This is a genomic window from Bradyrhizobium sp. USDA 4541 (assembly GCF_024171085.1).
GTDB lineage: Bacteria > Pseudomonadota > Alphaproteobacteria > Rhizobiales > Xanthobacteraceae > Bradyrhizobium > Bradyrhizobium australafricanum.
Map to the genome: position 1 here is coordinate 5,938,644 of NZ_JALJZF010000001.1, position 25,466 is coordinate 5,964,109.

Below are 25,466 nucleotides of genomic sequence, written 5' to 3' on the forward strand. Positions count from 1 at the left end.
CAGCTCAATTGCCGGTATGACCAGCGCAGAGACCACCGCTTCAACATTACGCGCCCCGTCGGCCGAGCCCAATGCAGAGGCGCGGGGCTTCCCGCTGCGGCGCTGGCTGGCGCCGTTTGCCGTGGCCATCGCGCTGCTGTCCGCCTTCCTGACCTTCGTGGTGCTGACCGGGCTGACCCCGATCGAGCCCACGTCCGAGGTGGTCCGCTCCTTCCTGATGATCAATGCCGGCACCATCCTGCTGCTGGTCGGCATCATCGTCCGGGAAGTCTGGCAGATGGTGCAGGCGAGGCGGCGCGGCCGGGCCGCGGCGCGGCTGCATGTGCAGATTGTCGGCCTGTTCTCGGTGATCGCGGTGCTGCCCGCCGTGCTGGTGTCGATCGTCGCCAACGTCACCATCGAGCGCGGCCTCGACCGGCTGTTCTCGGGTCCCACCAAGCAGGTGATCCAGAATTCGCTGACCATCGCCAGTGCCTACATGCAGGAGCACGCCCAGCTCATCAACGGCGACACGCTGGCGATGGCCAATGACCTCGCCCATGCCCGGCCGCTCTACGACCAGGATCGCATGACGTTCCTGCAGCTGATGACGGCCGGCGCCGAGTCGCGCAATCTTCCGGTCGCGGTGCTGATGGACAAGGACGGCAAGATCGTCGCCAGCGCCGAGACCGGCGTTCGCCTGAACTACGAGGCGCCGCCGCCCGACATCCTGAAGGACATCAACGAGACCGAGCCGAAGATCTCGGTCTTTCCGGAAAACTACGTCGCCTCCGTGGTCCGCCTGCGGGCCTATGACGACATGTTCCTGTATGTGGCGCGGCTGCTCGATCCGGCGGTGGTTGCCCAGCTCAAGCAGACCCAGACCAGCGCGGCCGAATATGCCCAGCTCGAGACCCGCAGGCTCGGCATCCAGGTCGCGTTCGCGCTGATGTTCGCGGTGATCGCGCTGACCATCCTGATGGCCTCGGTGCTGATCGGGCTGAACTTCGCCAACGGGCTGGTGTCGCCGATCCGCCAGCTGATGGGCGCGGCGAGCGAGGTCTCGACCGGCAATCTCAATGTCCAGGTGCCGGTCAACAAGTCGGAAAGCGACCTCGCGCTGCTCGGCGAAATCTTCAACAAGATGACCCAGGAGCTGCGCACCCAGCGCAACGAGCTGGTCGACGCCAGCGAGACCATCGACAGCCGCCGCCGCTTCATCGAAGCGGTGCTGTCGTCGGCCTCTGCCGGCATCATCGGGGTCGACGCCTCAGGCACCATCGGCGTCCTCAACCGCTCGGCGGAGAAGCTGATCGGGCACGCCGAATCGGAGACGCTCGGCCATCCGCTCTCGGACGTGCTGCCCGAGCTCGACGAGATGATGAAAACCGCGCGCGAGGGAACGCAGCGCCTGGTGCAGGGGCAGGTCACGATCCTGCGCGACGGCCATGAGCGCAATCTGTCGGTCCGCGTCTCGGCCGAGCAGACCAGCCAGTCGCGCGACAGCTACATCATCACACTCGACGACATCACCGAGCTGGTGTCGGCGCAGCGCACCTCGGCCTGGGGCGACGTCGCCCGCCGCATCGCCCACGAGATCAAGAACCCGCTGACCCCGATCCAGCTCTCCGCCGAGCGCATCCGCCGCAAGTTCGGCAAGACCATCACCGAGGAGAAGGACAAGTCGATCTTCGAGCAGTGCACCGATACCATCGTGCGCCAGGTCGACGACATCAGGCGGATGGTCGACGAGTTCTCGCGCTTTGCGCGGATGCCGAAGCCGGTGATGGAAGGGGAGGACGTCGCCGACGTGGTGCGCCAGGCGGTGTTCCTGATGAAGGTCGCGCATCCCGATCTCGACATCGAGGCCGACATCAAGCAGTCGCCGCTGCCCGCGCAGTTCGACCGCCGGCTGATCTCGCAGGCGCTGACCAACATCATCAAGAACGCCACCGAGGCGATCGAGCAGGTGCCGCGCGAGGAACTCGGCAAGGGCCGCATCGACGTCGTGGCGCAGCGCGAGAACGACGACATCCTGATCGACGTGGTCGACAACGGCATCGGCCTGCCCAAGGTCGCCCGCGCGCGCCTGCTCGAGCCCTATGTCACGACCCGGGCGAAGGGCACCGGCCTCGGCCTGGCGATCGTCGGCCGCGTTCTGGAGGACCATGGCGGCCGCATCGAGCTCAAGGATGCCTCCGATTTCCGCGACGGCCAGCGCGGTGCCTGGATGCGGCTGCGCTTTGCCGTCACGGGACACGCGGCCAAGCCGGAGAACAAGCCCGAAAGCAAGGACCAAAAACCGGACGTCAAACCGGACAAGGCCGAACCGGAAAGTGAAAAAAATCCGCCGGAGGAGCCGACCAACGGCCCGGCGCAAGCGACCAACAATGAACCAAAAATCCAAGAACCGACCCAAGAACCAATCCAAGAACCTATCCGAGATCCCGCTGATCAGGGGCCAAACAATCAAGAGCCAAATGCGCAAAAGCCAAAATTCAAAGCCGCGACGAGCGACTGACAAGGCAGGTGTAACCCATGGCAAGTGACATTCTGATTGTCGACGACGAAGCTGACATTCGCGACCTCGTTGCGGGTATTCTGGACGATGAGGGCTTTTCCACGCGCACCGCGCGCGACAGCGACTCGGCGCTCGCCGAGATCGCCAATCGCCGGCCCAATCTGGTCTTCCTCGACATCTGGCTGCAGGGCTCCAAGCTCGACGGCCTGCAGCTGCTCGAGCAGATCAAGAAGGACAATGCCGATCTGCCCGTCGTGATGATCTCGGGCCACGGCAACATCGAGACCGCGGTCGCCGCGATCAAGCGCGGTGCCTACGACTTCATCGAGAAGCCGTTCAAGTCGGACCGGCTGATCCTGGTCGCGACCCGGGCGCTGGAAACCTCGCGGCTCAAGCGCGAGGTGAAGGAGCTCAAGCAGCTGGCTCCGGCGGCGAGCGTCCTGACCGGCCGTTCGGCCTGCATGAACCAGCTGCGCCAGACCATCGACCGCGCCGCCAAGGCCAACAGCCGCATCCTGATCGTCGGTCCTTCCGGCGCCGGCAAGGAGCTTGCCGCGCGCACGCTGCACCATGCCTCCGGGCGCGCCGAGGGGCCGTTCGTGGTGATCAATGCGGCCGCGATCACGCCGGAGCGCATGGAGATCGAGCTGTTCGGCATCGAGGGATCGAACGGCGAGCAGCAGCGCAAGGCCGGCGCGCTCGAGGAGGCGCATGGCGGCACGCTGTTCATCGACGAGATCGCGGACATGCCGCGCGAGACCCAGAACAAGATTCTGCGTGTACTGGTCGATCAGACCTTCCAGCGCCAGGGCGGCACCGGCAAAGTCCATGTCGACGTCCGCATCATCTCCTCGACCGCGCGCAATCTCGAGGAGGAGATCGCCGCAGGCCGCTTCCGCGAGGACCTCTATCATCGCCTCTCGGTGGTGCCGATCCGGGTGCCGCCGCTGTCGGAGCGACGCGAGGACATCCCCGAGCTGATCGACTATTTCATGGACCAGATCTCGGCCGCCACCGGCCTGCCGAAGCGGCAGATCGGGCAGGACGCGATGGCGGTCCTGCAGTCGCACGTCTGGCCGGGCAACGTCCGCCAGCTCCGCAACAATGTCGAGCGCGTGATGATCCTGGCCGGCGGCGGTCCGGAGGCGATCATCACCGCCGACATGCTGCCGCAGGACGTCGGCTCGATGGTGCCGGCGATGCCGACCTCCAACAATGGCGAGCACATCATGGGCCTGCCGTTGCGCGAGGCGCGCGAGGTGTTCGAGCGCGACTATCTGATCGCCCAGATCAGCCGCTTCTCCGGCAATATCTCGCGCACCGCGGAGTTCGTCGGCATGGAGCGCTCGGCGCTGCATCGCAAGCTGAAGGCGCTCGGGGTCGGCTGACCCCGGCGCGGCAGGCCGGCAGTCCGCTGGCGGCTCGAAGCGAAGCCCCGGCGGTCACCCGCCGGGGAGCCGACAGGCGGCTCTCGGGGCGGTTTGGATCGATCGGCGGGGCGAGGGCGGGGCCGGTACAACCGGGGATTTATCCACGCTCCACGAGAATATTCGTCTCTTTCCCCGCACTTTCTTAGAATTGCCACCGTGTTCCTACCGACTGCACCGCGAACTGGCTTGCCTAAAAACCGCGCGTAGCCTCTAATCCTACCGCTATGCCTGCCGGAGGGGGATCTCGTGGCAGGTGGGCAGCCGGAGGAGGCTCCGTCAGAGAGCAACAACCGGTTCAATAAAAAGAAGCACAAGCTTGCGGGACAAAAACAATGGCGGCAGACCGCGCACAAAATCTACAAGACACCTTCCTTAATCACGTTCGTAAAACCAAGACGCCACTGACGATATTTCTGGTCAACGGAGTAAAGCTGCAGGGCATTGTCACATGGTTCGACAATTTCTGCTTGCTGCTGCGGCGCGATGGTCACTCGCAGCTGGTCTACAAGCACGCGATCTCGACCATCATGCCCGGAGCTCCGATTCAGTTGTTCGAAGGTGGTGAGGACGCACCGGCTTGAGAGTGAACTGATTGGAACCCTTCAATCGTGAAGGGGGCGCCGACCGTGCCCGGTCGGCGGGGGACGGCAGCACCGGGCGGGTGATCGTCATCGGCCCGTACCTGCGCACGCGCCGTGGCGACGGCGATGCGCAAACAGATTCGTCTGTCCGCGACTATGAAGCGCGGATCGAGGAAGCCGCCGGCCTCGCTGGTGCGATCGACCTCACGGTGGTGGACTCCGTGATCGCGCCGATCAGCCAGATCCGGCCCGCAACCTACCTCGGCAAGGGCAAGGTCGAGGAGATCAACGGCCTCGTCGCCAGCAACCAGGTCGAGCTCGTGGTGATGGATTGCGCGCTGTCGCCGATCCAGCAGCGCAATCTCGAGAAGGCCTGGAGCACCAAGGTGCTCGACCGCACCGGCCTGATCCTGGAAATCTTCGGCCGCCGCGCCAAGACCAAGGAAGGCGCGCTGCAGGTCGAGCTCGCCCATCTCAACTATCAGCGCAGCCGTCTGGTGCGGTCCTGGACCCATCTCGAGCGCCAGCGTGGCGGCTTCGGCTTCATGGGCGGCCCCGGCGAAACCCAGATCGAGGCCGACCGCCGCCTGATCAGCGAGCGCATCACCAAGCTCGAAGGCGAGTTGAAGAAGGTGCAGGCGACGCGGCGGCTGCATCGGGCCGGCCGCCAGCGCGTGCCGTATCGCGTGGTGGCGCTGGTCGGCTACACCAATGCCGGCAAATCGACGCTGTTCAACCGCCTGACCCGCGCCGATGTGCAGGCCGCGGACATGCTGTTTGCGACGCTCGACCCGACCCTGCGCGCGCTCAACCTGCCGCATGGCGGCAAGGCGATGCTGTCGGACACGGTCGGCTTCATCTCCAATTTGCCGACCCAGCTGGTGGCCGCGTTCCGCGCCACGCTGGAAGAGGTGCTGGAAGCCGACATCATCCTGCATGTCCGCGACATCTCCCATGAGGACGCGGAGGCGCAGGAGCGCGACGTCGAGGCGGTGTTGCGCCAGCTCGGCATCGATCCCGATGCCGACGGTGGCCAGCGCATCATCGAGGTCTGGAACAAGATCGACCGCTTCGATCCCGAGGAGCGGGACAATTTGCGCAATATCGCCGCGCGCCGTCCGCCGGAGCGGCCATGCTTCCTGGTTTCGGCCGCAACAGGCGAGGGGATCGATGCGCTGCTCGCCGCGATCGAGGATCGCCTCGCGGCCAAGCGCTCGACGCTCAATCTTTCGATCGACGCCTCCGATGGCGCCGGCATCAGCTGGCTGCACCGCAATGCCGAGGTTCTGAACAAGGAGCTGCATGGCGAGCGCTTCGACATGACGGTGCGCGTCGACGAGACCAAGCGCGACATCGTGATGAGCCGGTTCGCCGCTGTCCCCTACGAGGCGTAAGCCCTCGAATACGGGCCCTGCAATCTTCCGAAATATGACGATGCCGTGACGTTGCAGGGCGCCGATGCGCCTGCGACGCGGCGTCGCACTTTCTGTTTGAAATCCGCGCCGCCTTGGTTCATTGCGCTGCAGAACGCGAAGCCGAGGCGGATCGATGCAGGACACCAGCGAAACCATCACGAAAGAGACGCTCGCCGGCCAGAGCGGTGATCTTGCCCAGGAGCGGGCGCCCGAAATCGTCGAGGCGCTCAATGCCCGGGAGCCCGCGGATGCCGCGAAGCTGCTGCGATCGCTGCCGGCCGAGAAGGCGATCGAGGTGCTTGACCTGCCCGGACTCGACAACACCTGCGAGATCCTGGCCGAGCTGCCGAAAGATACCGCGGTCTCGCTGCTGTCGGGCGTCTCCGACGACCGTGCCGCCGATATCTTCAAGGAGCTGGTCGAGCCGCTGCGCACCACGCTGCTGAACGGGCTCAATCCGGAGACCCGCAACGTCATCTCGGGGCTGTTGGCCTATCCCGAGCGCAGCGCCGGCAGCATCATGACGACCGAGTTCGTCAGCGTGCCCTCGAGCTGGACCATCGCCGAGGTCCTGCATCACATCCGGATGGTCGAGCGCACCCGCGAGACCGTCTACTCGATCTTCGTGATCGACCCGGTCAAGAAGACGCTGATCCAGGCCGTGCCGCTGCGCCGCCTGATCTCGGGCGATCCGCACGCCAATGTGCTGACCGCGGCGCCGGCGCGGAAGCCGCTGATGATCTCGCCGGAGGCCGACCGCATGGAGGCGGCGCGGCTGATCTCGCGCTACGACCTGCTCGCCGTCGCCGTCGTCGACGGCCCCGGCCATATCCTCGGCATCGTCACGGTCGACGACGTCATCGACGCCATCGTCGAGGAATCGACCGAGGACGCCCAGAAGTTCGGCGGCATGGAAGCGATCGACGAGCCGTATTTGCGGATCAGTTTCGGCGAGATGATCAAGAAACGCGCCGGCTGGCTGTGCGCACTGTTCCTGTCGGAAATGCTGACCGCGACCGCAATGCAGTCGTACCAGAGCGAGCTCGAGAGGGCGATCGTCCTGACGCTCTTCATCCCGTTGATCATGAGCTCGGGCGGCAATTCCGGCTCGCAGGCAACCTCGCTGTTGATCCGCTCGCTGGCGCTGCACGAGGTGCGGCTGCGCGACTGGTGGCGTGTCGCCGTGCGCGAGGTGCCGACCGGCATCGTGCTCGGCGCCATTCTCGGCCTGATCGGCGTCATCAGGATCACGCTGTGGCAGACGCTCGGCCTGTTCGACTACGGCCCGCACTGGGTGCTCGTCGCTGCGACCGTCGGCACCGCGCTGATCGGCATCGTCACGTTCGGATCGCTGTGCGGCTCGATGCTGCCCTTCATCCTCAAGCGCATCGGCTTCGACCCGGCCAGCGCCTCCGCGCCGTTCGTCGCGACACTGGTCGACGTCACCGGTCTCGTGATCTATTTCGGCGTCGCCGCGGTGATCCTGCGCGGGACGCTGTTGTAGGCTGAGCCTGCGCCCTCAACCTCGGTGTCGTCCCTGCGAAAGCAGGGACCCATGACCACCGGCCATCGTTGTTGAGTGCAGCGGAAGTTCTGCATCTTGCTCGCCTCGCTGAATCTCTGGCGATGCGTGGGATTGATACCGTCGACTATCCGTTAGATCACGCGGTATGGGTCCCGGCGTTCGCCGGGACGACGGCGGTTTTGGCTTCATTCCACAACGCGTCCATCTCCTCCAGCGACGCACCATCGAGCGAACGCCCCTTCGCCGCCAGCGCCTTCTCGATATAGGCAAAGCGCCGCTCGAACTTGGCGTTGGTCGCACGCAGCGCCGCTTCCGGATCGGCGTCGACGTGACGGGCGAGGTTGACCAGCGCGAACATCAGGTCGCCGGTTTCCTCCGCGATCTCCGCCTTGTCGTTGCGGTCGAGCGCGGCCTCGATCTCGTCGGCCTCCTCGCGGATCTTGGCGAGCACCGCGCGCGGGTCGTTCCAGTCGAAGCCGACGGTGGACGCCTTGCGCTGCAGCTCCATCGCGCGCGTCAGGGCAGGCAGGCCCGCCTTCACGCTCGCCAGCAGCGATTTGTGCGCAGTCTCTTCGGGCGGCCGCCGCGCGGCGCGCTCGGCCTTCTCCTCGGCCTTGATCCGTTCCCAGGCGCTCTTGACGCCGGCCGGCTGGATATTGCCGTCCTTGTCGGCGAAGACGTGCGGATGACGGCGGATCATCTTCCTGGTGATCGCCTCGACCACATCGCCGAACGCGAACGCGTTCTGCTCCTCGGCCATCCTGGCGTGATAGACCACCTGCAACAGCAGGTCGCCGAGCTCCTCGCGCAAATCGTCGAGATCGCCGCGCGTGATCGCATCCGCAACCTCATAGGCCTCCTCGATCGTGTAGGGCGCGATAGTCTCGAAATTCTGCACGAGGTCCCAGGGGCAGCCGGTCACCGGCGTGCGCAGCGCAGCCATGATCTCGATCAGGCGGGAAATGTCGCGGGATGGGGTCATGGGGCACCGGCATCAAAGAGGTATTGGCTTTATGCCAAAACACCCCTCCCGATCCCAGTAAAACACGCCGGAATCGCGACGCTGTCCACGGATTGGCCACGGCGCCGTCAGGTGCTAAATCGCGTTCCATGACCGATCAGAATGCTTCCGACACCGCGCTGGTGCTGTTTTCCGGCGGCCAGGATTCCACCACGTGCCTTGCCTGGGCCTTGTCGCGCTTTGCCCGCGTCGAGATGCTCGGCTTCACCTACGGCCAGCGCCACGCGATCGAGCTCGATTGCCGGGACCAGCTGCTGGCCGGGATCAGGCGGGTCCGGCCGGAATGGTCTGCGAAACTCGGCGACAGCCACACGCTTGATATCCCGACGCTGTCCGAGATTTCCGACACCGCGCTGACCCGCGACGTCGCGATCGAAATGGGCGCGGACGGCTTGCCGAACACCTTCGTGCCCGGCCGCAACCTCGTGTTCCTCACCTTCGCTGGGGCGCTGGCCTATCGGCGGGGGATCCGCCACATCATCGGCGGCATGTGCGAGACCGACTATTCCGGCTACCCGGATTGCCGCGACGAGACCATCAAGGCATTGCAGTCCGCGCTCAATCTCGGCATGGCCAGGGATTTCGAGCTGCACACGCCGCTGATGTGGCTCGACAAGGCCGCGACCTGGCGGCTCGCGCACGAGCTCGGCGGAGCAGGGCTGGTCGACCTGATCCGCGAGCACTCGCACACCTGCTATCTCGGCGAACGCGGCGCGCAGCACGATTGGGGCTATGGCTGCGGCGAATGCCCGGCCTGCAGCCTGCGGGCCAAGGGCTGGCGGGAGTACGTCGCGCAGGGTGGCCCGTAACCGTGGACTGATGGCCCCGCAGGGGCGCACGGCCAAAATATCGAAAACAACCCCATGCAAAGGAGTCGGCGGCTGCCGGCGTTCGACACGGCAACTTGACACGTCGGGCAACTCAGCGGTATTCTTCTATTATCCAGAAATCGTCCCAGGCCCGGCTCGACCGGGCGATCCGGTATGCTGCGGCTTCTCGGCTCCAGCACTCCCGTCTCTGGAATCCGTGCGCGCGGTTCTCTCCCCGTCGTCGTCCCGGCGAAGGCCGGGACCCATACGCCGCGGCAGGCGTTGTGGGTGGGACTCGTCGTTCCAGCATCGCGTAACAATTTGCATTTGGGGTTATGGGTCCCGGCCTTCGCCGGGACGACGATGAGGATGAGTTCGCGATTCAAGGCGACCCACCACGCGATGACATCACCCGCGCATGCGCATGTAGGTAATCATGGCATTCGAGGCTACTCGAAATCCCCCGCCGTCAGCACGATCGGCTGGCCGTGCGGGGTGCGGTCGGCGGCGTGGTCCCAGGCGTCGCGGTAGCGGTGCAGTGTCTCATGCGTCGTGACGCCCTTGGCGGCGACGAGATGTTCGAGCGTCGCGAGCCAGTGCTGGTAATAGGTCTCGCCGGTGTCGGGATCGCCGGCAGCCTGCGCGCGCTTGATATGGTCGGCGAGTGCGGCGGCCCATTCGGACCAGGTGAACACGCCGCGGTCATGCAGCGTCAAGGCCATGGCGAACGCCTGCGCCTCCCACGGTGCGCGGAACACCGGGCCGTCCTGGTCGCGGGGAATGCTGGAGATGGCGCTGGTGGCGCGCGCGGCGGCACCTGCATCCATCACACGGCCTCCAGATACGGCTCGAACGCGTCGATCGAGACCTTGATGGTCGGATCGGAGTCCGGTCCCCACAGCTCGCGTCCGTCGAACACGACGGTGTACAGCCACTGCGGATGCTCGCCGGCGTCGTTGGCCACCGTATCGGGAAACACGTGGCAGCCATGATCGCGCTCGACCACCCCGACGTGACCACGCACGTAGCGCGGCAACCGCGTGTGCGTAGCGGGGTGGATGTTCTTCGCCCGCACCCGATCGCCGGCCTTGAATTTCGCAGGTCCCGGCGCGGCGCGGCCGAACTTGCCGCGCACCATCACGCGCTCGACATCGGCGACGCAGAACTTGCCGTGCTTGAGCGATTTCGCCGGCGCGACGGAATGCCCGGCGGCGACGTCGTCCTTGGAGATATAGCCCTTGTCGAGCAGCAGGGCTTCCAGCCCAAGCAGCCATTTCCTGTAGTAGGAGCTCGACAGATAGACCTGCGGGGGCAGGGTCTCGCGATAGAAGCGCGAGGCGTCGATGTTGAAGGCGCCGGCTGCGCCCATCGCACGGACCATGGCGAGCACCCGGGATTCCCATTCCTCATGGAACATCGGCTCGTTCGGCTCGGGCTCGACCTTGCCGAACCCGTCCATGCCGCCCATGTCGTGGACGCCGTTCATGACGGCGCCCCCGGTTTCTTGGGAAAGCCGGTGCCGATCATGGAATCGCGCGTCACCAGCTCGGCGAGCTGGTCTTCGCTCCAGCCCTCGGTGCCTTCGGGCCGCATCGGCAGCACCAGGAAGCGCGTCTCCGCGGTCGAATCCCAGACCCGGATTTCCGTCTCCTTCGGCAGGCTGACGCCGAAATCGGCCAGCACGCCGCGCGGATCCTTGACCGCGCGCGAGCGATACGGCGAGGCCTTGTACCAGACCGGCGGCAGCCCGAGCATTTCCCAGGGATAACAGGAGCACAATGTGCAGACGACCATGTTGTGGCGGCCGGGCGTGTTCTCGATCGCGACCAGATGGTCGCCGACCCGGCTGACATGGCCGAGGGTGCCGACCGCCTTGCTGGCGTCCTCGAGCAGCGCCTTCTTGAAGGCGGGATCGGTCCAGGCCTTGGCGACGACCCGGGCGCCGTTATGCGGCCCGATCTTGGTCTCGTAGGCCTGCACGATGGCGTCGAGCGCGGCAGCCTCGACATAGCCCTTCTCGGTCAGGATCGATTCCAGCGCGCGGACGCGCAGTTCAGTCTCCGACAGTTCGGAATGGTCGTGATCGTGGTGGTGATGATCATGTTCGCTCATATCAACAGAATAGGCGAAACCGTCGTGCTATGTCGAGGCAGGCAGTACACAAGAATGCGAGCGGGGAGGTATGCGTGGTTGACTATGTGACGATCGAGAAGGGCCTCGGGCCGGACGGCCGCATCGCCGTGGTGCGGTTCGATCGCGGCGACGGTATCAACGCGCTGTCGCCGGAGGCGCTGCGGCAGCTGACTGACGCGGCGCGCAGTTTCGAGGACGATGGCGAGACCTCGGTGGTGGTGCTGACCGGCGGCGCCAAATCGTTCAGCGCCGGCTTCGACCTCAAGGATGCCGAAGGGCGTTCGCGCCAGACCATGGACATGGGCACGCTGCGCCGGCACCTGAAGCTCGGGCCGCGGCTGACGCGCGCCTGGCAGGACATGGAGCAGGTCACGATCGGCGCGATCGAGGGCTTTTGCGTCGGCGGCGGCGTGGCACTCGCGGTCGCGCTGGATTTCCGCGTCATGGCGCGCGACGCGCATATGCGGGTGCCGGAAATAGCGTTCGGCATGAACATGAGCTGGCAAAGCGTGCCGCGCATGCTGCATCTGATGGGACCGGCGCGCACCAAGCAGGCTGTGATCCTGGCCGACGACCGGATCTCGGCCGAGGAGGCCTACGAATGGGGCCTGGTGGAGCAGGTGACCGATCCTGGAAAGTCATATGACGTAGCGATGGCGCTCGCGGCCAAGGTCGCCGCCCAGCCGCCGATCTCGGTCGCGATGACCAAGCTGACGGTCAACCGGCTCGCACATGCGCTCGACGATCTCGCGAGCCACATGGACCTCGACCAGTTCGCGCTCGCGAGCCTGACCGAGGATCACAAGGAAGGCGTTGCGGCCTTCCTCGGACGGCGGAAGCCGCACTTCAAGGGGCGCTGACGCGTGTCGTTCAAGAGCCTTTCCAAGCTTCGGATCCAGGCTTCGGAATGGCGAAGGCCCTGACGCCGGGCCGGTGCGTCAGGGCCTTTGCGGTGCGGAGACGACCTCAGCACCTTTGCGGGCCCTGGGGCCGACGCTGGGGTCATCCGCCTGCACCGTTGTCGAGACCGAGCAGACAGCGCGCACCATGCGCCCATCACCGGCATCCGCATTTGCCTATGTGAATCGCGATCGTCGCCCTCTCGGACCGCTGGGCTTACTTTCGCCGCCGCGCTCTGGTACGGGCTGCTTTCTTTGCTGCGGCCGAACGAACGGCCGATCCCTTGGTTTTTGCCGCCTTGCGCGCCGCGGCCGAGCGGGCCGATGCAGAACGCCGCGAGGCCGCGCGCCGCGTTTGTTTCGACAGCGCCGTGTGCGACGCCGCGCTGCGCGATTCCCGTTTCAGGACGTTGGACACCGCTCGCGAGACGCGCGGCCTGCGTCTGGTCTTTCGTTTGCCCTGGCCCGCCTCATAGGCGTACTCCGCGCTCTTGCGGGTGGTCGCCTTGGCCGCGCCTTTCTTGGGGGGACGGAGCGGAACGCCCGCGCGCCTCGCCTTCGACAGGCCGATTGCAATGGCCTGTTTGGAAGATCGCGCTCCGTGCCTGCCGCGGCGAACCTTGCGAATTTCCTCGTGCACGAACTCGCCCGCCTGGGTGGTCGTCGACCTTCCCGCGCGCCGGTCCTGTCTGGCCTTTTGCATCGTCTTTCGTTCCGGCATCATCGTTCTCCCGTTGCCGATTTCGGTTTCCGGGACATCAACGTCCGGCTCAAGGAAACGGTCCTTCAAGCATCGATTTAGCCACGGCCGCAGGAGCGCCTCTCGTCGATCCTAGGTTCCCGGGATCAAGGCTGCGCAGTGGCGAGCGATCATTGCTTCCTCGTTTGTCGCCATGACGAGCACGTCCACCGAACTGTCCTTGCCAGCAATGTGCAGCTCTGCCGCGGTGTTGGCGGATGGATCGAGCTCAACACCCAGCCATCGCAGGCGTTCGCAGACCTGGCTGCGAACCTCGCCCGCGTGCTCGCCGATACCGCCGGTGAACACCAGGCATTCCAGTCCGCCCAGCGTGCCAGCCATCGCGACGACCTGCTGCGCGATGCGGAACGTGAAGAGATCAACCGCTTCCTTCGCGGCGGGCTCCTGGCTGGCGAGCAGGACACGCATGTCGGAGGAGATGCCCGAAACGCCGAGCAGCCCCGATTGGTGATAAAGCAGCTGCTCAAGGTCGTCGACCGACATGCCGTTCTGCTGCTGGAGGTAAAGCAGAACGCCCGGATCGATCGTGCCGCAACGGGTTCCCATGACCAGGCCGTCGAGCGGCGTCAGACCCATCGTGGTGTCGATGCTCCGGCCGTTGCGCATGGCGCAGAGGCTCGCGCCATTGCCGAGATGCGCCACCACGGTGCGCTTTGCGGAAAACTCCGGCGAGATGTCGGCAAGGCGGCCTGCGACATATTCAAAGGAGAGCCCATGAAAGCCGTAGCGCCGAATGCCGGCGCGTTCGAGATGTCTCGGGATCGCAAACCGATTGACGGGCGGCGCGAGGCCATGATGGAACGACGTGTCGAAGCATGCGACCTGCATCAGTTCCGGCCGGATCGCGCTGATTGCCCGGATTGGCGTCAGGCAGCGAGGCTGATGCAACGGCGCCAGCGGGGTGAGGGCGTCGAGGACGGCAAGCACCGTCCGGTTGACTTCGACCGGTCGCGAAAATTCGCGGCCGCCATGTACGACGCGATGCCCGACGGCACGCAGCCGCTGGCTGAGATGATGTTCGATCCGTGCCAGGACGTCGGCGAACAGCCGATCGGGCGACGCATCTGGTTCGGCTTGCTCCAACGCGAACGACGCGCGGCCGGCCGGATCGGTGAAGACCAATCGCGAGGCGCCCTCGTGCTCATCGATCTGCGCCTTGCAGAGCAGCTTGGGATCGGCATGCGAAGCATCGAAAACGCCGAACTTGATGCTCGACGAGCCGGAGTTGACGACCAGAACCGCATTGGAGGTCGGCATGGCTCAACCGCCCGCAGGTGTGGCGCCGCCGGTGCCGTTCGGCCAGACCCAGTCTCGAACCTCCGGCATGTCCTCGCCATGTTCGCGCACATATCGCGCATGCGCGATCAGGGCATCCCGGTATCCTTGCTTGATCTGTGCGGCCTTGGTGGCGAGCCCCGGCACGCGCTCGATCACCTCGATCGCGAGATGATAGCGGTCTAATCCATTGAGAACGACCATGTCGAAAGGTGTGGTCGTCGTGCCTTCCTCGACAAAGCCGCGCACATGCATGTTGTCGTGATTGGCCCGGCCATAGGTGAGTCGGTGGATGAGATAAGGGTAGCCGTGGTAGGCAAAGATGACGGGGCGATCGCGCGTGAACAGGCTGTCGAAGTCGCGATCGCTGAGGCCATGAGGGTGCTGTTGCCTCGGCTGCAGCGTCATCAGGTCGACGACGTTGACCACGCGGATCTTGAGGTCGGGGAGGGCCTTGTGCAGCAGATCAACGGCGGCGAGCGTCTCCAGCGTCGGAACGTCACCCGCGCAAGCCATCACGACATCGGGCTCGCTTGTGGCATCCCCGGTTCCGGCCCACGTCCAGATGCCAATGCCGGCGTCGCAATGGGTGGCGGCGTCCTGCATCGAAAGCCATTGCGCGGACGGTTGTTTGCCGGCGACAATGACATTGATCCGATCGTAGGTCCGCAGGCAGTGATCGGCGACCCATAGCAGCGTGTTGGCGTCGGGCGGGAAATAGACACGGACGATGTCGGCCTTCTTGTTGGTGACCAGATCGACAAAGCCGGGATCCTGGTGGCTGAAACCGTTGTGATCCTGGCGCCAGACATGCGACGTCAGCAGATAGTTGAGCGAGGCGATCGGACGCCGCCACGCTAATTGGCGCGAGACCTTCAGCCATTTGGCGTGCTGGTTGAACATTGAATCCACGATGTGGATGAACGCTTCATAGCAGGAGAAGAAGCCATGGCGTCCGGTCAATAGATAGCCCTCCAGCCAGCCCTGGCAGAGATGCTCGCTGAGGACTTCCATGACACGGCCGTCTTGAGCGAGATGGACATCATACGGCTCGGTCGGCTCCATCCAGACCCGGTCTGTGGCTTCGAATACGGCATCCAGCCGGTTCGAGGCGGTTTCGTCAGGCCCCATGATGCGGAAATTGCCGGCATCGGCATTCAGCTTGAGGACATCGCGCAGGTATTTTCCGAGCTCGTGGGTCGCTGCGGCGACCGTCTGGCCCGGATGCTTCACCTCGACGGCAAATGCGCGGTAGTCCGGCAGCCGGAGCTCACGTTTCAGAAGGCCGCCATTGGCATGCGGATTAGCGCCCATCCGGCGGTTCGCGGTCGGGGCGAGGGCCTGGAGCTCCGGGATCAGCGCACCGTCCTTGTCGAACAGGTCCTCGGGATGATAGCTGCGCATCCAGTCTTCAAGCAGCCTGAGATGCGCGGGGTTGTCGCGGACTTGCGCGATCGGCACCTGGTGCGCGCGCCAAAAGCCCTCGACTTTGAGCCCGTCGACCTCCTTCGGACCGGTCCAGCCCTTCGGACTGCGCAGCACGATCATCGGCCAGCGCGGCCGCTCCGATCGTTTGCCGTCGCGCGCCTCGGTCTGGATCTTGTGAATGGCTGCAAGCGCCTCATCCAGGGCAGCGGCCATGGCGCGATGCATCGGCATCGGATCGTCGCCCTCGACGAATAGCGGCTCATGTCCGTAGCCGCGAAACAGGCTGCGGATTTCCTCGTCGCCCATCCGCCCGAGCAGCGTCGGATTGGCGATCTTGTAGCCGTTGAGATGCAGGATCGGCAGCACCGCGCCGTCACGCGCGGGATTCAAGAACTTGTTCGAGTGCCACGATGCAGCCAGCGGACCGGTTTCCGCCTCGCCGTCGCCGACGACGCAGGCCACGATCAGATCGGGATTGTCGAATGCCGCGCCATAGGCGTGGACCAGCGAATAGCCGAGTTCGCCACCCTCATGGATGGAGCCGGGCGTTTCCGGTGCTGCGTGGCTTGGGATACCGCCGGGGAAGGAAAACTGCCGGAACAGTTTGCGCAGACCGTCGATGTCGCGGCCGACATCGGGATAGATCTCGCTATAGGTGCCTTCGAGATATGTGTTCGCCACCATGCCCGGACCGCCATGTCCCGGACCGCAAATGTAGATGACGTTGAGATCGAGCGCGCGAATGACCCGATTGAGATGGGCATAGACGAAATTCAGGCCCGGCGTGGTGCCCCAATGCCCGAGCAGGCGGGGCTTGATGTGTTCCTTGCGCAGCGGCTCGCCGAGCAGCGGATTGTCGAGAAGATAGATTTGCCCGACCGAAAGGTAATTGGCGGCGCGCCAGTAGCGGTCGAGCAGGTCGAGATTGCCGGCGGTCGTTCTTTGTTCGATGGTTGCTTTCATGGAGCCAACTCCTCCCCAAAACTATCACAACAGCTACAGGTTGATCCGGCCGGTGATGATCGCGTTCGACTGATGGCGGGGCCGGGCGGGACGTCGGGCAGCGATAGCGGCGGCGGTTCTTGGCTGCGGTTCTTGGCTGATGCATTGCGTTCGCCGGCTCCAACCGCAGGCGCCGATCCTCGTTCCTTCGTTTGCCGCCTTGGAGCCGCGCACCCGCACACCCTAGCGGTGACGGCGACTGGTTTGTTCTTCGGCATCGGCAAACGAGCCATCTCCGGGCGGGATCACCGGTCTCTCATATGTAAATGCCGGAACCAGGCAGAGAGATGACAAGCGGCAGCGACTGATGTTTCGACCGCGATTCGATATCCGCCATAGTCAGCCGAAGGTGCAGTTGATGAATCTCATCGACCGCTACTTTTTCGCCGCAACGATCACTGTGACAATTGTACTCTGGCTGTACCTCGGGTTGCTGGTGGCCGGTAGCTGACGGCGCGCGCCTGGAAAATCGGGACCACCCTCCGCCTTGAATTCCCGCTCTTTGAAATGGGCCATGACCGCTGTCCTAACGGTGCGCGGAACGACGCGCCTGGGAAACCCAACCGGCGGGAGAACGTTAACGCCTCGATCATCCGCGAAGATCAACTGGCAGAGGTACTGCTATGCGTACGATCTTGATCGTGGAGGACGAGTATTTCATTGCCGATGACTGTGCCACGCTGGCACGACAGGCCGGCTATCACGTCGTCGGCCCGTTCGCTTCGGTCGACGAAGCCCGCCCGCACGCGTCCGGAGCGTCCGGCGCGCTGATCGACATCAACGTCAATGGAACCTCGTCCTACAAGTTGATCGATACCCTGCTTGCGATGGGAACACCGGTCACCCTGTATACCGGCTACGACCCCAGCACGCTGCCCGAGAAGTATGCGCACCTCCCCGTGGTAACCAAGCCGCGCGGGTGTGCGGAGGCTCTCGGGATCTTGTGCAAGCAGATGAGCGTCGCCGAATAGCCGGCGAGCTCAACGCAGATCGGTGCACGCGCCGCGGGCTGGCCGCGTCCGATCCGGCAGGACGCCGTAGGAACTGTTTTGCTGAGTTGCCCGTCGGCGCCTGTCGCTTGGCCGAATGGCCATCTCCGGCGCCTCGGGCTTCCGGCACAGCACTTTGTTGGCAACTTTCCTGGTCGAGGTTTGTTTTCTCCTCATCACCGGCCAAGGCTCTGCCCGTAGGCGTCGGTGGCTGAGAGACCGATTGTGCTCCCGCCTGCATAACAGGGAGTACGTCATGCCCATCGAGCGGCAAATCTATCGTCTTTCCAATTACCGTGATCTCGACGATACCGAGCGGATGATCCGGGTCGTCGAGCACGCGCGCAAGCTCCTCGCCGAAAGCCGCGCCAGCACGTTTCTGGGCCGCAAGACGCAGGAACCCTTCCCGCAGGCGGAAAGCCAATATGGAATCCTGAATCCTGACCTGGGTTGAGCTTTCGCACCTTGCGGAGGCGGAACCATGGAGTGATTACCGTGTCACCCCCGCCAGGGAGCAGGCCATGAAGCGGCGCATCGACGCCGGCGACGACCGCGGTCGAACAATCTTCGATGTCTCATGAGATACGTTTGTCGCGCTGCCTCGGAGCAAACCCGCTTCGGACTTATCACATGACAGGGCGGCGGCAGCGATCGGATGACATGTTTCGTCGATGATCGATCCCCTGTTCGCCCGCGCTCAGCTTGCCATCGAAGAAAGTCTCACGTTGCGCGCACAGAAGCGATCGCTCGCGGATCAGCGAGACGATCAGCTCGCCGAGTTGCGGCAATCGGTGCGTAATTCCGCGAGCACGCGCATGGAGATCAAAGCCCACCGCGACAACGATACGTAAGGCTTTCGCTGGTGCGGGCGGGCACCTGCAATATCCCGACCGGCCGGTGGGTCGACTAGCGGGCCTTGATGAAGCGTTCGAGATGCATGGAGAATTCGTAGCTCAGCGCCAATCGTCGCCAGGACTTGGCCAGCAACTCGTAATCCTTGCGCGTCCTTTCGACGCCGGACGTCGAGGCCAGACGGTCGGCCTCGTCGGCCAGTTGCCGGCATTCCGCGATCCGATCCGTTGAATCGTGCAGTGTCGCTGTCCTTCCTGAAAACGATGGGAGGATGCATCACGCCGCCGGTTCGCCGGAGATCGTGGACCGAGACAATCAGACAATATGAGCGTCACCCGGCCTCAAGGTCCTGAGCTGCGCGACGACGAGGCGCAACTCGTTTGCCAATTGGGCGTTACGGATGCGGGTTTCCGTGACGGTTGAGAGGTCGGCGATCAGCGCGCTCTCTGCGGCCGTCTGCTCCAGCAGCTCGATACGTCTTTCGATCTCGGTCATTACGCACCCCCGTCCGATATCGTGACCTGGGTATCGTGAGGCCCTCTGCAGACCTCCGCACTAACATTTGCAAATGCTCCAGCGGATTATTCGTGTCCAGCAGCGTCATTGCCACGCAGGATCATGCCGGCGAGCCCGTGCGCCATGGCGCGATGATCGAACGGCTTCTCCCACAACGGAACGTCCGCGAACTCGCTGCTCAGCACGATCTTGTCGTATCCCGAGGTGAACACGATCGGCACGCCGCGCGCCTTTAGCTCGCGCGCGACCGGATAGATCATCTGCTTGCGGATGTTTACATCGAGCACCGCACCATCGATCACGCAGCCGTCCTGCAGGATGCGAAGCGCATCGTCGATATCACCGGCCGGCCCGGCGATATCGGCACCGAGCGCGCGCAGCGCGCCGCGCATGTCGTCGGCAAGGAAATATTCGTCTTCGACAATCAGGACGCGCCGTCCGGTCAGGAGAGGGCGTTCGCGCAAAGGTGCAAATTCAGACATGTCGATTCGGGCCGTACCCGGTGTGATGTCGTCGCAAAATTGGAACATAAGCCGAATGCTCGCCTTGTTGTAAACAATATTGGAAAAGGCAGGTTCCATGTCCAATCGGGACATCATCGTCATCGGCGGTTCGGCTGGGGCGACGGCACCGTTGAAGCAGATTCTGGGGCGCCTGCCGGTGGATCTGCCGGCCGCGGTCTTCATCGTATTGCACATACCTTCTCACGGCATCGGCATTCTCTCCACGGTCGCGAGCGCAGCCGGCAAGCTGCCGGTACGGCAGGCGGAAAGCGGCATGGTCATCGAAAATGGTCACGTCTATCTGGCGGCGCCGGACCACCATCTGCTGATCCAGAACGGCCACCTGATGCTCGGCCGCGGGCCACGCGAAAATCTGGTCCGGCCGGCGATCGACGCGCTGTTTCGCTCGGCCGCACTGCACTATGGACCGCGCGTGATCGGCGTTGTGCTCAGCGGCCTGCTGTCCGACGGCGCGGCGGGCCTGAACGCGATCAAGCGCTGCGGTGGGGTCGCGCTGGTTCAGGAGCCCCAGGACGCTATTTCCGATGAAATGCCGCTCAGGGCATTGGAAGCGACCACGGTTGACCTCTGTATCCCGGGTGCACGGCTTGGCGATGTGCTGTCCGATCTGGTCCGGGAGCGGCCCGGCGCGATCCTGCCGATTCCGCCGGAGATCGTGCTGGAGGTGAAAATTGCGGCGGGCGAGCGCGTCGGCAGCGATACGCTGGTCGATATTGCCGATCCCGCGCCGCTGACCTGTCCGGGGTGCGGCGGCGTCCTTTCCGAGCTCAAGGTCGGGCACCCGCTGCGATTCCGCTGTCAGGTCGGTCACGCCTATACGGCCGACGCGCTTGCCAAGGAGCAGGAGGGCCGGGTTGACGAGGCGCTTCGGGTCGCACTCCGCATCATCGAGGAGCGCGCCGAACTGGTGCACCGGATGGCCGAGGACGGCCGCCAGAGCGGTCGCCCGGCGGTCGCGCAAATGTATGACGCGCGCGCCGCTGAATATCGCGAATACGCCGATATGATCCGGCGAGTCATGCTACAATCGCTCGATCCGAAGCGACCGGTGCGGAAGGAACCGTGATGGCCAGCGCTGAGCATGCGAACTGGGCCGAACAGCTGCGGTCCGAACGTGCGCTGCTGGTCAAGGCGGACGTCGATATCGAGGAGGGCTGGAGGCGGCTGCGCGGCCAGCAGGATCTGCTGGATTGGCTGCAACGGGCCGGTCACGATACGGTGCAAGCCGAGCGGCTGGTCGGCTTGCTCAAGCAGACCTTGATCGAGTGGGAGCGGCATCGAACCCTGATCGTGCAGCGGGTCGCATATCTCGAGGAGCGGGTGACATCGCACTAGCGCCCGGGAGGAGGATCGGGGATGCGCCTCTGCGCCCTGAACGCCGCTCCGAGTTCGAACATGTGGTCAAACTGCTGCAGGACGTGCTGGCGCCAGAGGTCGTTCTCGTCGATGAGGCGATGGGCTTCTGCGGTCGCCCGTTCCGCGCGCCTGATCAGGGCCGTGAGCTCTCCGGATCCATCTATGGTCGGGTCGGCTGCCATCACCTACTATGACCCTTCCGGTTTTGGAGAGCAATCGATCCCGGAGTCGAGGTTCCCAGGAGGTTGGAGAATTCCTACCTATCCCATTGGGATAGGACTAAACTCTGCTATCAAAAGACGCGGGCGAGACGCCAGCAGGAGAATGAGAGCCGCTGCAATCATGGATGATGTTGGCCAATCCCAGAGCGGAGACGAAGAGCGCCAGTCCAAGGCGCCGCTGATCATAGGTGTGGGCGCGTCCGCCGGCACCCTCGACAGCATCGAGCGGTTCTTCTCGAAGCTGAGGCTCAATCCGGACCAGGCCGTCGTGCTCGTGTTGCAGTACCGGGATGCCATCGAGGACACCCGGTTGCGCGAAGCGTTGCAGCGATCGGAAGGCGCCCGGCTGTCCGAGATCAGCGACGGACAGCTCGTCGAGGGTGGCACGATCCATCTGTGTCCGTCCGACATGATCACCACCGTTCATGGCGACCGTTTCGCCGTGCGGCGCGCCGAGCAGGCGCGCGCCGAGCGGGCCACCATCGACAGTTTCCTGGTGTCGCTGGCGGAGGAGCGCGCCGAGGAATCGATCGGCGTGGTGCTGGCCGGCACCGGTGGCGACGGCACGCTCGGGGTCGCGACCCTGAAGGATCATGGCGGCCTGGCGATCGCCGAGCGCATCGGGGATGGCGAACCCGATCCGCACGCGGAAGGCAATTCGGCCGTGGCGATCGCGGATTTCGTGCTGCCGCCCGAGGCCATTCCCGAGCATATCGACGTCTATGCCCGCCACCTGCGCCGGCTCGAGGAGAAGCAGGGGTTCGACGAGGTGCTGGCCGCGGCGGCAACCTCGCTTGCGCGCATTGCCGATATCCTTCGCAACAAGACCGGCAACGATTTCCACGGCTACAAGCAGAACACCTTCCTGCGCCGCGTCCAGCGCCGCATGCAGGTGGTGCAGATCGACGATATCTCTGCCTATGTCGATTTCCTGAGAAACGACAAGGACGAGGCGCAACATCTGTTCAACGACCTTCTGATCGGCGTCACGGAATTCTTCCGCGACAAGAAGGAGTTCGATGTCCTGGAAACCCAGATCATCCCGAAGATCTTCGAAGGGAAGGGCGTCGGCCAGCAGGTGCGTGTCTGGGTGCTTGGCTGCGCGACCGGCGAAGAGGCCTATTCGATCGGCATCCTGCTGCGCGAGCATATGGCCGGTCTCGACTCGGTGCCGCAGGTGCAGATCTTCGCGACTGACATCGACGGGCGCGCGCTCGCCGCCGCGCGCGTCGGGCGCTATCGCACCAGCATCGAGAACGATATGACGCCGGAACGGCTGGCGCGCTGGTTCGTGCGCGAAGGCGACACCTACTGCGTCGTCAAGGAGCTGCGCGAGATGTGCATTTTCTCGCAGCACAACGTCATCAAGGACGCGCCGTTCTCCAAGCTCGATCTGATCTCGTGCCGCAACCTCCTGATCTATCTCAATGCCGAGCTGCAGAACCGCGTCATCCCGCTGTTCCATTTTGCGCTGCTGCCGGACCGGTACCTGTTTCTCGGCAATTCCGAGAACGTCACGCGGCATCCGAAGCTGTTCGCGCCGGTCGACCGGCGCGCACGCATCTTCAAGAAGCTCGAGACCGGGACGCGGCTGCCGCCGGAATTCCCGATCACGACGGCGGCCGGGCGAGCCGCGATCGACATACCACCGGTCCGCTCCATCGGTCCCGATGTCGGCCTCGAGCGCCGCGCCCAGCGCATCGCCGAGCGCTATGCGCCGGCCTATGTGATCACCGACGACCACTTTCACATCCTGCATTTCTCCGGCCGCACCGGCCGCTATATCGAGCCCACCGCGGGCACGGCGACGCTCGATCTGCTGCAGCTCGTGCATCGCGATCTCAGGCTGGAGCTGCGCACGACACTCAGCCGTGCCGCGGAAACCAACGAGGCCGCGCATGCCGAGCAGGTGCAACTCGGCGTCAACGGGCATCGCGTGCTGGTCGACATCACGGCCGAACCAATTCTCGACGGCCCTGCGGGTCACCGCAATTTCGTCGTGCTGTTCAAGGATGGGCCGATCCGCCCTGTGGATCGCGCCGAAACCAATCCCAACGTTCTGGTCAGGACCGAGCATGTCGAGCGGCTGGAGAGCGAGCTGCGCGCCACCCGCGAGCGGTTGCAGGCCACGATCGAGGAGCTCGAAAGCACCAATGAGGAACTGAAATCCTCCAACGAGGAGTATCAATCGCTCAATGAGGAGCTGCAATCCGCCAACGAGGAACTGGAGACCTCGCGCGAGGAATTGCAGTCGGTCAACGAGGAGCTGACGACCGTCAACGGCGAGCTGGCGCATCGGGTGCAGGAACTGACCCGCGCTACCAGCGACCTGAAGAACTTCCTCGAGAGCACGCAGATCGCGACCGTGTTCCTGGACAACGATCTGAAGGTGATGAACTTCACGCCGGCGATCACGCATTTGCTGCATCTGGTCGAGACCGATGTCGGCCGCCCGATCGCGCATATCAAGGCGCGCATCCCGATCGAGGAACTCTACGACGATGTGCGGCGCGTGCTGCGGACGCTGGCCAGCGCCGAGCGCGAGCTGACCGCGCCCGACAGCGGCACGCGCTATATCGTGCGCATCCTGCCGTACCGCAGCATCGACAATTTCATCGCCGGCGTCGTGATCACCTTCATCGACGTCACCGCGATCACGCGGGCCGAGGAGCGGCAGCGGCTGCTGCTTGCCGAGCTGCAGCATCGCGTGCGCAACACGCTCGGCGTGGTCCGCTCGATCGCGCGCCGCTCGGCCGAGACCAGCGCGAACGTCGAGGACTACGCATCGCATCTCGACGGCCGGCTCAACGCCTTCGCGCGGACCCAGTCGCTCGTGACCCGCGATCCGGAAGGCGGCGTCGACCTCGAATATCTCGTGGTCGAGGAATTGCTTGCGTACAACGCGAAGGAAGGCGAGCAACTGAAGGTCGCAGGTCCCAGGATCCGGCTCCAGCCCAAGGCCGCGGAGACCTTCGCGCTGGCACTCCACGAGCTCGCAACCAATGCCTTGAAGTATGGCGCGCTGAGCGATACGGCCGGGCGCATCGACGTCTCATGGCGCATCGATGATGCGGCCGATCCGCGGCAACTGCTGTTCGACTGGCGCGAGCGCAACGGGCCCGCGGTGGCGCCGCCGCGCCGCAGGGGATTTGGATCCGATCTCCTGGAGCGGACGCTGGCGTTCGAGTTCAAGGGCAAGAGCACGCTCGAGTTCAATCCGTCGGGACTGCACTGCACGATCGCCATACCGATGAACCCGCAAGCCATCCATACGCCGAGCATGGGGAGCTAGATGCATCCCCCGATCCTCGAGGGAAATCTGGCGCTGCCGGTGATCCGGCGGCTCAATGCCCTGCGGCAATTGTCCGAACGCGGGATCGCGTTGCTGCAACAGGCGATCCAGGAAGGGCTGCACCGGGCCCGCCCGGGCGAAGACCTCGCCACCGAGGGCGATCCGGTCGAGAGCGTCAGGATCATCCTGTCGGGCTGGCTCTGCCGCTACAAGACGCTTCCGGACGGCCGCCGCCAGATCGTCAATTTCATCCTGCCGGGCGACAGCTGCGACGCCTGCGTTTATCTGCTGTCGGTGATGGATCATTCGATCGGCGCGCTGACCCCGGTCACCTACGCCGACATCAAGCGCCCGGCGTTCGAGCAGTTGCTGGCGGGCGACCGTTCGCTGGAGGAAGCGCTGTGGTGCGAAACCATGGTGAACAGCGCGATCCAGCGGGAATGGACGGTCAATATCGGGCGGCGCGTGGCGCTGGAGCGGGTCGCGCATCTGTTGTGCGAACTCTATGAGCGCCTGCTGCCGGTTGGAATGATCGACGGCGATTCCTGCCTGTTCCCGGTCACGCAGATGGATCTCGCAGATGCCACCGGCCTGTCGGTGGTCCACGTCAACAGGACGCTGCAGGAGCTGCGCGGCTCCGGCCTGATCGTGCTGCGCGACCGCATGCTGACGATCAACGACCTGAAGCTGCTCAAGGACACGGCGCTGTTTTCGGCCGACTATCTGCACACCAAGCGGCGCGGCTGAGACGCGGCAAGGCGGCTCTATGCTGCTCTCCCTGAAATCGCGACGGATGCCGGTGCGGCGGGCGCGCGAGGCGCCGCAGGCGTTCGCTGATGCGATCCTTGAAATGTCGCAGCGGGACTGACGCGGAGGCGCGTCATTTTGCAGAGCGCACTGACGATCTGAACATGACAGTGATTTGTCGCGACGAAGAC

General features: G+C 64.5%; 25 protein-coding genes. 15 read left to right on the top strand and 10 right to left on the bottom strand.

The features are described 5' to 3' along the window. The first annotated feature begins 16 nt into the window (after positions 1-16). From J2R80_RS28215 to mgtE, 5 genes are all read left to right on the top strand, one after another. Entirely contained in the window at positions 17-2,500 is a 2,484-nt protein-coding gene (locus J2R80_RS28215) for an ATP-binding protein (RefSeq protein WP_229191860.1), read from the top strand. 17 nt (positions 2,501-2,517) lie between these two features. Next, positions 2,518-3,888, top strand: a complete 1,371-nt coding sequence (locus J2R80_RS28220) for a sigma-54 dependent transcriptional regulator (RefSeq protein ID WP_028331957.1) — start codon at positions 2,518-2,520, stop codon at positions 3,886-3,888. Positions 3,889-4,262: 374 nt separating this feature from the next. Beyond that, a complete protein-coding gene (gene hfq, locus J2R80_RS28225; RefSeq protein WP_006020546.1) occupies positions 4,263-4,511 on the top strand; it encodes an RNA chaperone Hfq in 249 nt (82 codons plus the stop codon). 11 nt (positions 4,512-4,522) lie between these two features. After that, positions 4,523-5,905, top strand: a complete 1,383-nt coding sequence (gene hflX / locus J2R80_RS28230) for a GTPase HflX (RefSeq protein ID WP_253623863.1) — start codon at positions 4,523-4,525, stop codon at positions 5,903-5,905. Positions 5,906-6,059: 154 nt separating this feature from the next. Continuing rightward, a complete protein-coding gene (gene mgtE / locus J2R80_RS28235) occupies positions 6,060-7,430 on the top strand; it encodes a magnesium transporter (protein WP_253639797.1) in 1,371 nt (456 codons plus the stop codon). Positions 7,431-7,587: 157 nt separating this feature from the next. Here mgtE and mazG read toward each other — a convergent pair whose 3' ends face one another. Then, complete coding sequence (gene mazG, locus J2R80_RS28240) at positions 7,588-8,433, bottom strand: nucleoside triphosphate pyrophosphohydrolase (RefSeq protein WP_253639798.1); 846 nt, start codon at positions 8,431-8,433, stop codon at positions 7,588-7,590. 128 nt (positions 8,434-8,561) lie between these two features. Here mazG and queC point away from each other — a divergent pair, with 128 nt between their 5' ends. After that, entirely contained in the window at positions 8,562-9,281 is a 720-nt protein-coding gene (queC, locus tag J2R80_RS28245; protein ID WP_168856406.1) for a 7-cyano-7-deazaguanine synthase QueC, read from the top strand. 449 nt (positions 9,282-9,730) lie between these two features. Here the strand turns inward: queC and J2R80_RS28250 are convergent, their stop codons facing one another. The 3 genes from J2R80_RS28250 to nthA are packed head-to-tail and all read right to left on the bottom strand — an operon-like array spanning position 9,731 to position 11,393. Next, positions 9,731-10,108, bottom strand: a complete 378-nt coding sequence (locus tag J2R80_RS28250; protein ID WP_253639799.1) for a nitrile hydratase accessory protein — start codon at positions 10,106-10,108, stop codon at positions 9,731-9,733. Then, positions 10,108-10,767: a nitrile hydratase subunit beta gene (gene nthB, locus J2R80_RS28255; protein ID WP_253639800.1), complete on the bottom strand. Its 660-nt coding sequence runs from the start codon at positions 10,765-10,767 to the stop codon at positions 10,108-10,110. Before nthB ends, J2R80_RS28250 begins: the two co-directional genes overlap by 1 nt. Beyond that, on the bottom strand, positions 10,764-11,393 hold the full coding sequence (gene nthA / locus J2R80_RS28260; RefSeq protein ID WP_028344028.1) for a nitrile hydratase subunit alpha: 630 nt from the start codon (positions 11,391-11,393) through the stop codon (positions 10,764-10,766). Before nthA ends, nthB begins: the two co-directional genes overlap by 4 nt. Positions 11,394-11,467: 74 nt before the next feature. Here nthA and J2R80_RS28265 point away from each other — a divergent pair, with 74 nt between their 5' ends. Continuing rightward, the gene (locus J2R80_RS28265) at positions 11,468-12,274 is read left to right on the top strand and encodes an enoyl-CoA hydratase/isomerase family protein (RefSeq protein WP_253639801.1); all 807 of its coding nucleotides are present in this window, start codon (positions 11,468-11,470) and stop codon (positions 12,272-12,274) included. Between the two features lie 256 nt (positions 12,275-12,530). Here J2R80_RS28265 and J2R80_RS28270 read toward each other — a convergent pair whose 3' ends face one another. The 4 genes from J2R80_RS28270 to J2R80_RS28285 form a co-directional block, all read right to left on the bottom strand. Continuing rightward, positions 12,531-13,103 (bottom strand): DUF6496 domain-containing protein, encoded by a 573-nt coding sequence (locus tag J2R80_RS28270; RefSeq protein WP_253639802.1) that lies wholly within the window; start codon positions 13,101-13,103, stop codon positions 12,531-12,533. A gap of 42 nt (positions 13,104-13,145) precedes the next feature. Next, positions 13,146-14,330 carry an acetate/propionate family kinase gene (locus J2R80_RS28275; protein WP_253639803.1) on the bottom strand — a complete coding sequence of 395 codons (1,185 nt, stop codon included), beginning with the start codon at positions 14,328-14,330 and terminating at the stop codon, positions 13,146-13,148. 3 nt (positions 14,331-14,333) lie between these two features. After that, the gene (locus J2R80_RS28280; protein WP_253639804.1) at positions 14,334-16,739 is read right to left on the bottom strand and encodes a phosphoketolase; all 2,406 of its coding nucleotides are present in this window, start codon (positions 16,737-16,739) and stop codon (positions 14,334-14,336) included. A gap of 414 nt (positions 16,740-17,153) precedes the next feature. Then, positions 17,154-17,294 carry a hypothetical protein gene (locus J2R80_RS28285; RefSeq protein ID WP_253590219.1) on the bottom strand — a complete coding sequence of 47 codons (141 nt, stop codon included), beginning with the start codon at positions 17,292-17,294 and terminating at the stop codon, positions 17,154-17,156. A gap of 107 nt (positions 17,295-17,401) precedes the next feature. Between J2R80_RS28285 and J2R80_RS28290 the strand changes: the two genes are divergently transcribed. The 3 genes from J2R80_RS28290 (at position 17,402) to J2R80_RS28300 (ending at position 18,618) form a co-directional block, all read left to right on the top strand. Beyond that, the gene (locus J2R80_RS28290) at positions 17,402-17,749 is read left to right on the top strand and encodes a response regulator (protein WP_253639805.1); all 348 of its coding nucleotides are present in this window, start codon (positions 17,402-17,404) and stop codon (positions 17,747-17,749) included. A gap of 274 nt (positions 17,750-18,023) precedes the next feature. Further along, the gene (locus J2R80_RS28295; RefSeq protein WP_253639806.1) at positions 18,024-18,221 is read left to right on the top strand and encodes a hypothetical protein; all 198 of its coding nucleotides are present in this window, start codon (positions 18,024-18,026) and stop codon (positions 18,219-18,221) included. 217 nt (positions 18,222-18,438) lie between these two features. Then, the gene (locus J2R80_RS28300; RefSeq protein WP_057018644.1) at positions 18,439-18,618 is read left to right on the top strand and encodes a hypothetical protein; all 180 of its coding nucleotides are present in this window, start codon (positions 18,439-18,441) and stop codon (positions 18,616-18,618) included. 316 nt (positions 18,619-18,934) lie between these two features. Here the strand turns inward: J2R80_RS28300 and J2R80_RS28305 are convergent, their stop codons facing one another. Both J2R80_RS28305 and J2R80_RS28310 read right to left on the bottom strand, forming a co-directional pair. After that, entirely contained in the window at positions 18,935-19,114 is a 180-nt protein-coding gene (locus J2R80_RS28305) for a hypothetical protein (protein WP_229192086.1), read from the bottom strand. An 86-nt stretch (positions 19,115-19,200) separates the two neighbouring features. Further along, on the bottom strand, positions 19,201-19,617 hold the full coding sequence (locus J2R80_RS28310) for a response regulator (protein ID WP_057018717.1): 417 nt from the start codon (positions 19,615-19,617) through the stop codon (positions 19,201-19,203). A 97-nt stretch (positions 19,618-19,714) separates the two neighbouring features. Here J2R80_RS28310 and J2R80_RS28315 point away from each other — a divergent pair, with 97 nt between their 5' ends. From J2R80_RS28315 to J2R80_RS28335, 5 genes are all read left to right on the top strand, one after another. After that, positions 19,715-20,725 carry a chemotaxis protein CheB gene (locus tag J2R80_RS28315; protein ID WP_253639807.1) on the top strand — a complete coding sequence of 337 codons (1,011 nt, stop codon included), beginning with the start codon at positions 19,715-19,717 and terminating at the stop codon, positions 20,723-20,725. After that, positions 20,725-20,994 carry a hypothetical protein gene (locus J2R80_RS28320; RefSeq protein ID WP_057018646.1) on the top strand — a complete coding sequence of 90 codons (270 nt, stop codon included), beginning with the start codon at positions 20,725-20,727 and terminating at the stop codon, positions 20,992-20,994. The genes J2R80_RS28315 and J2R80_RS28320 overlap by 1 nt, the downstream gene beginning before the upstream one ends. Positions 20,995-21,056: 62 nt before the next feature. Next, positions 21,057-21,209, top strand: coding sequence for a hypothetical protein (locus tag J2R80_RS28325; protein WP_253639808.1), 153 nt, complete (start codon positions 21,057-21,059; stop codon positions 21,207-21,209). 148 nt (positions 21,210-21,357) lie between these two features. Beyond that, complete coding sequence (locus tag J2R80_RS28330; RefSeq protein WP_253639809.1) at positions 21,358-24,528, top strand: CheR family methyltransferase; 3,171 nt, start codon at positions 21,358-21,360, stop codon at positions 24,526-24,528. Then, a complete protein-coding gene (locus tag J2R80_RS28335; RefSeq protein WP_253623872.1) occupies positions 24,529-25,275 on the top strand; it encodes a Crp/Fnr family transcriptional regulator in 747 nt (248 codons plus the stop codon). Positions 25,276-25,466: the final 191 nt, after the last annotated feature.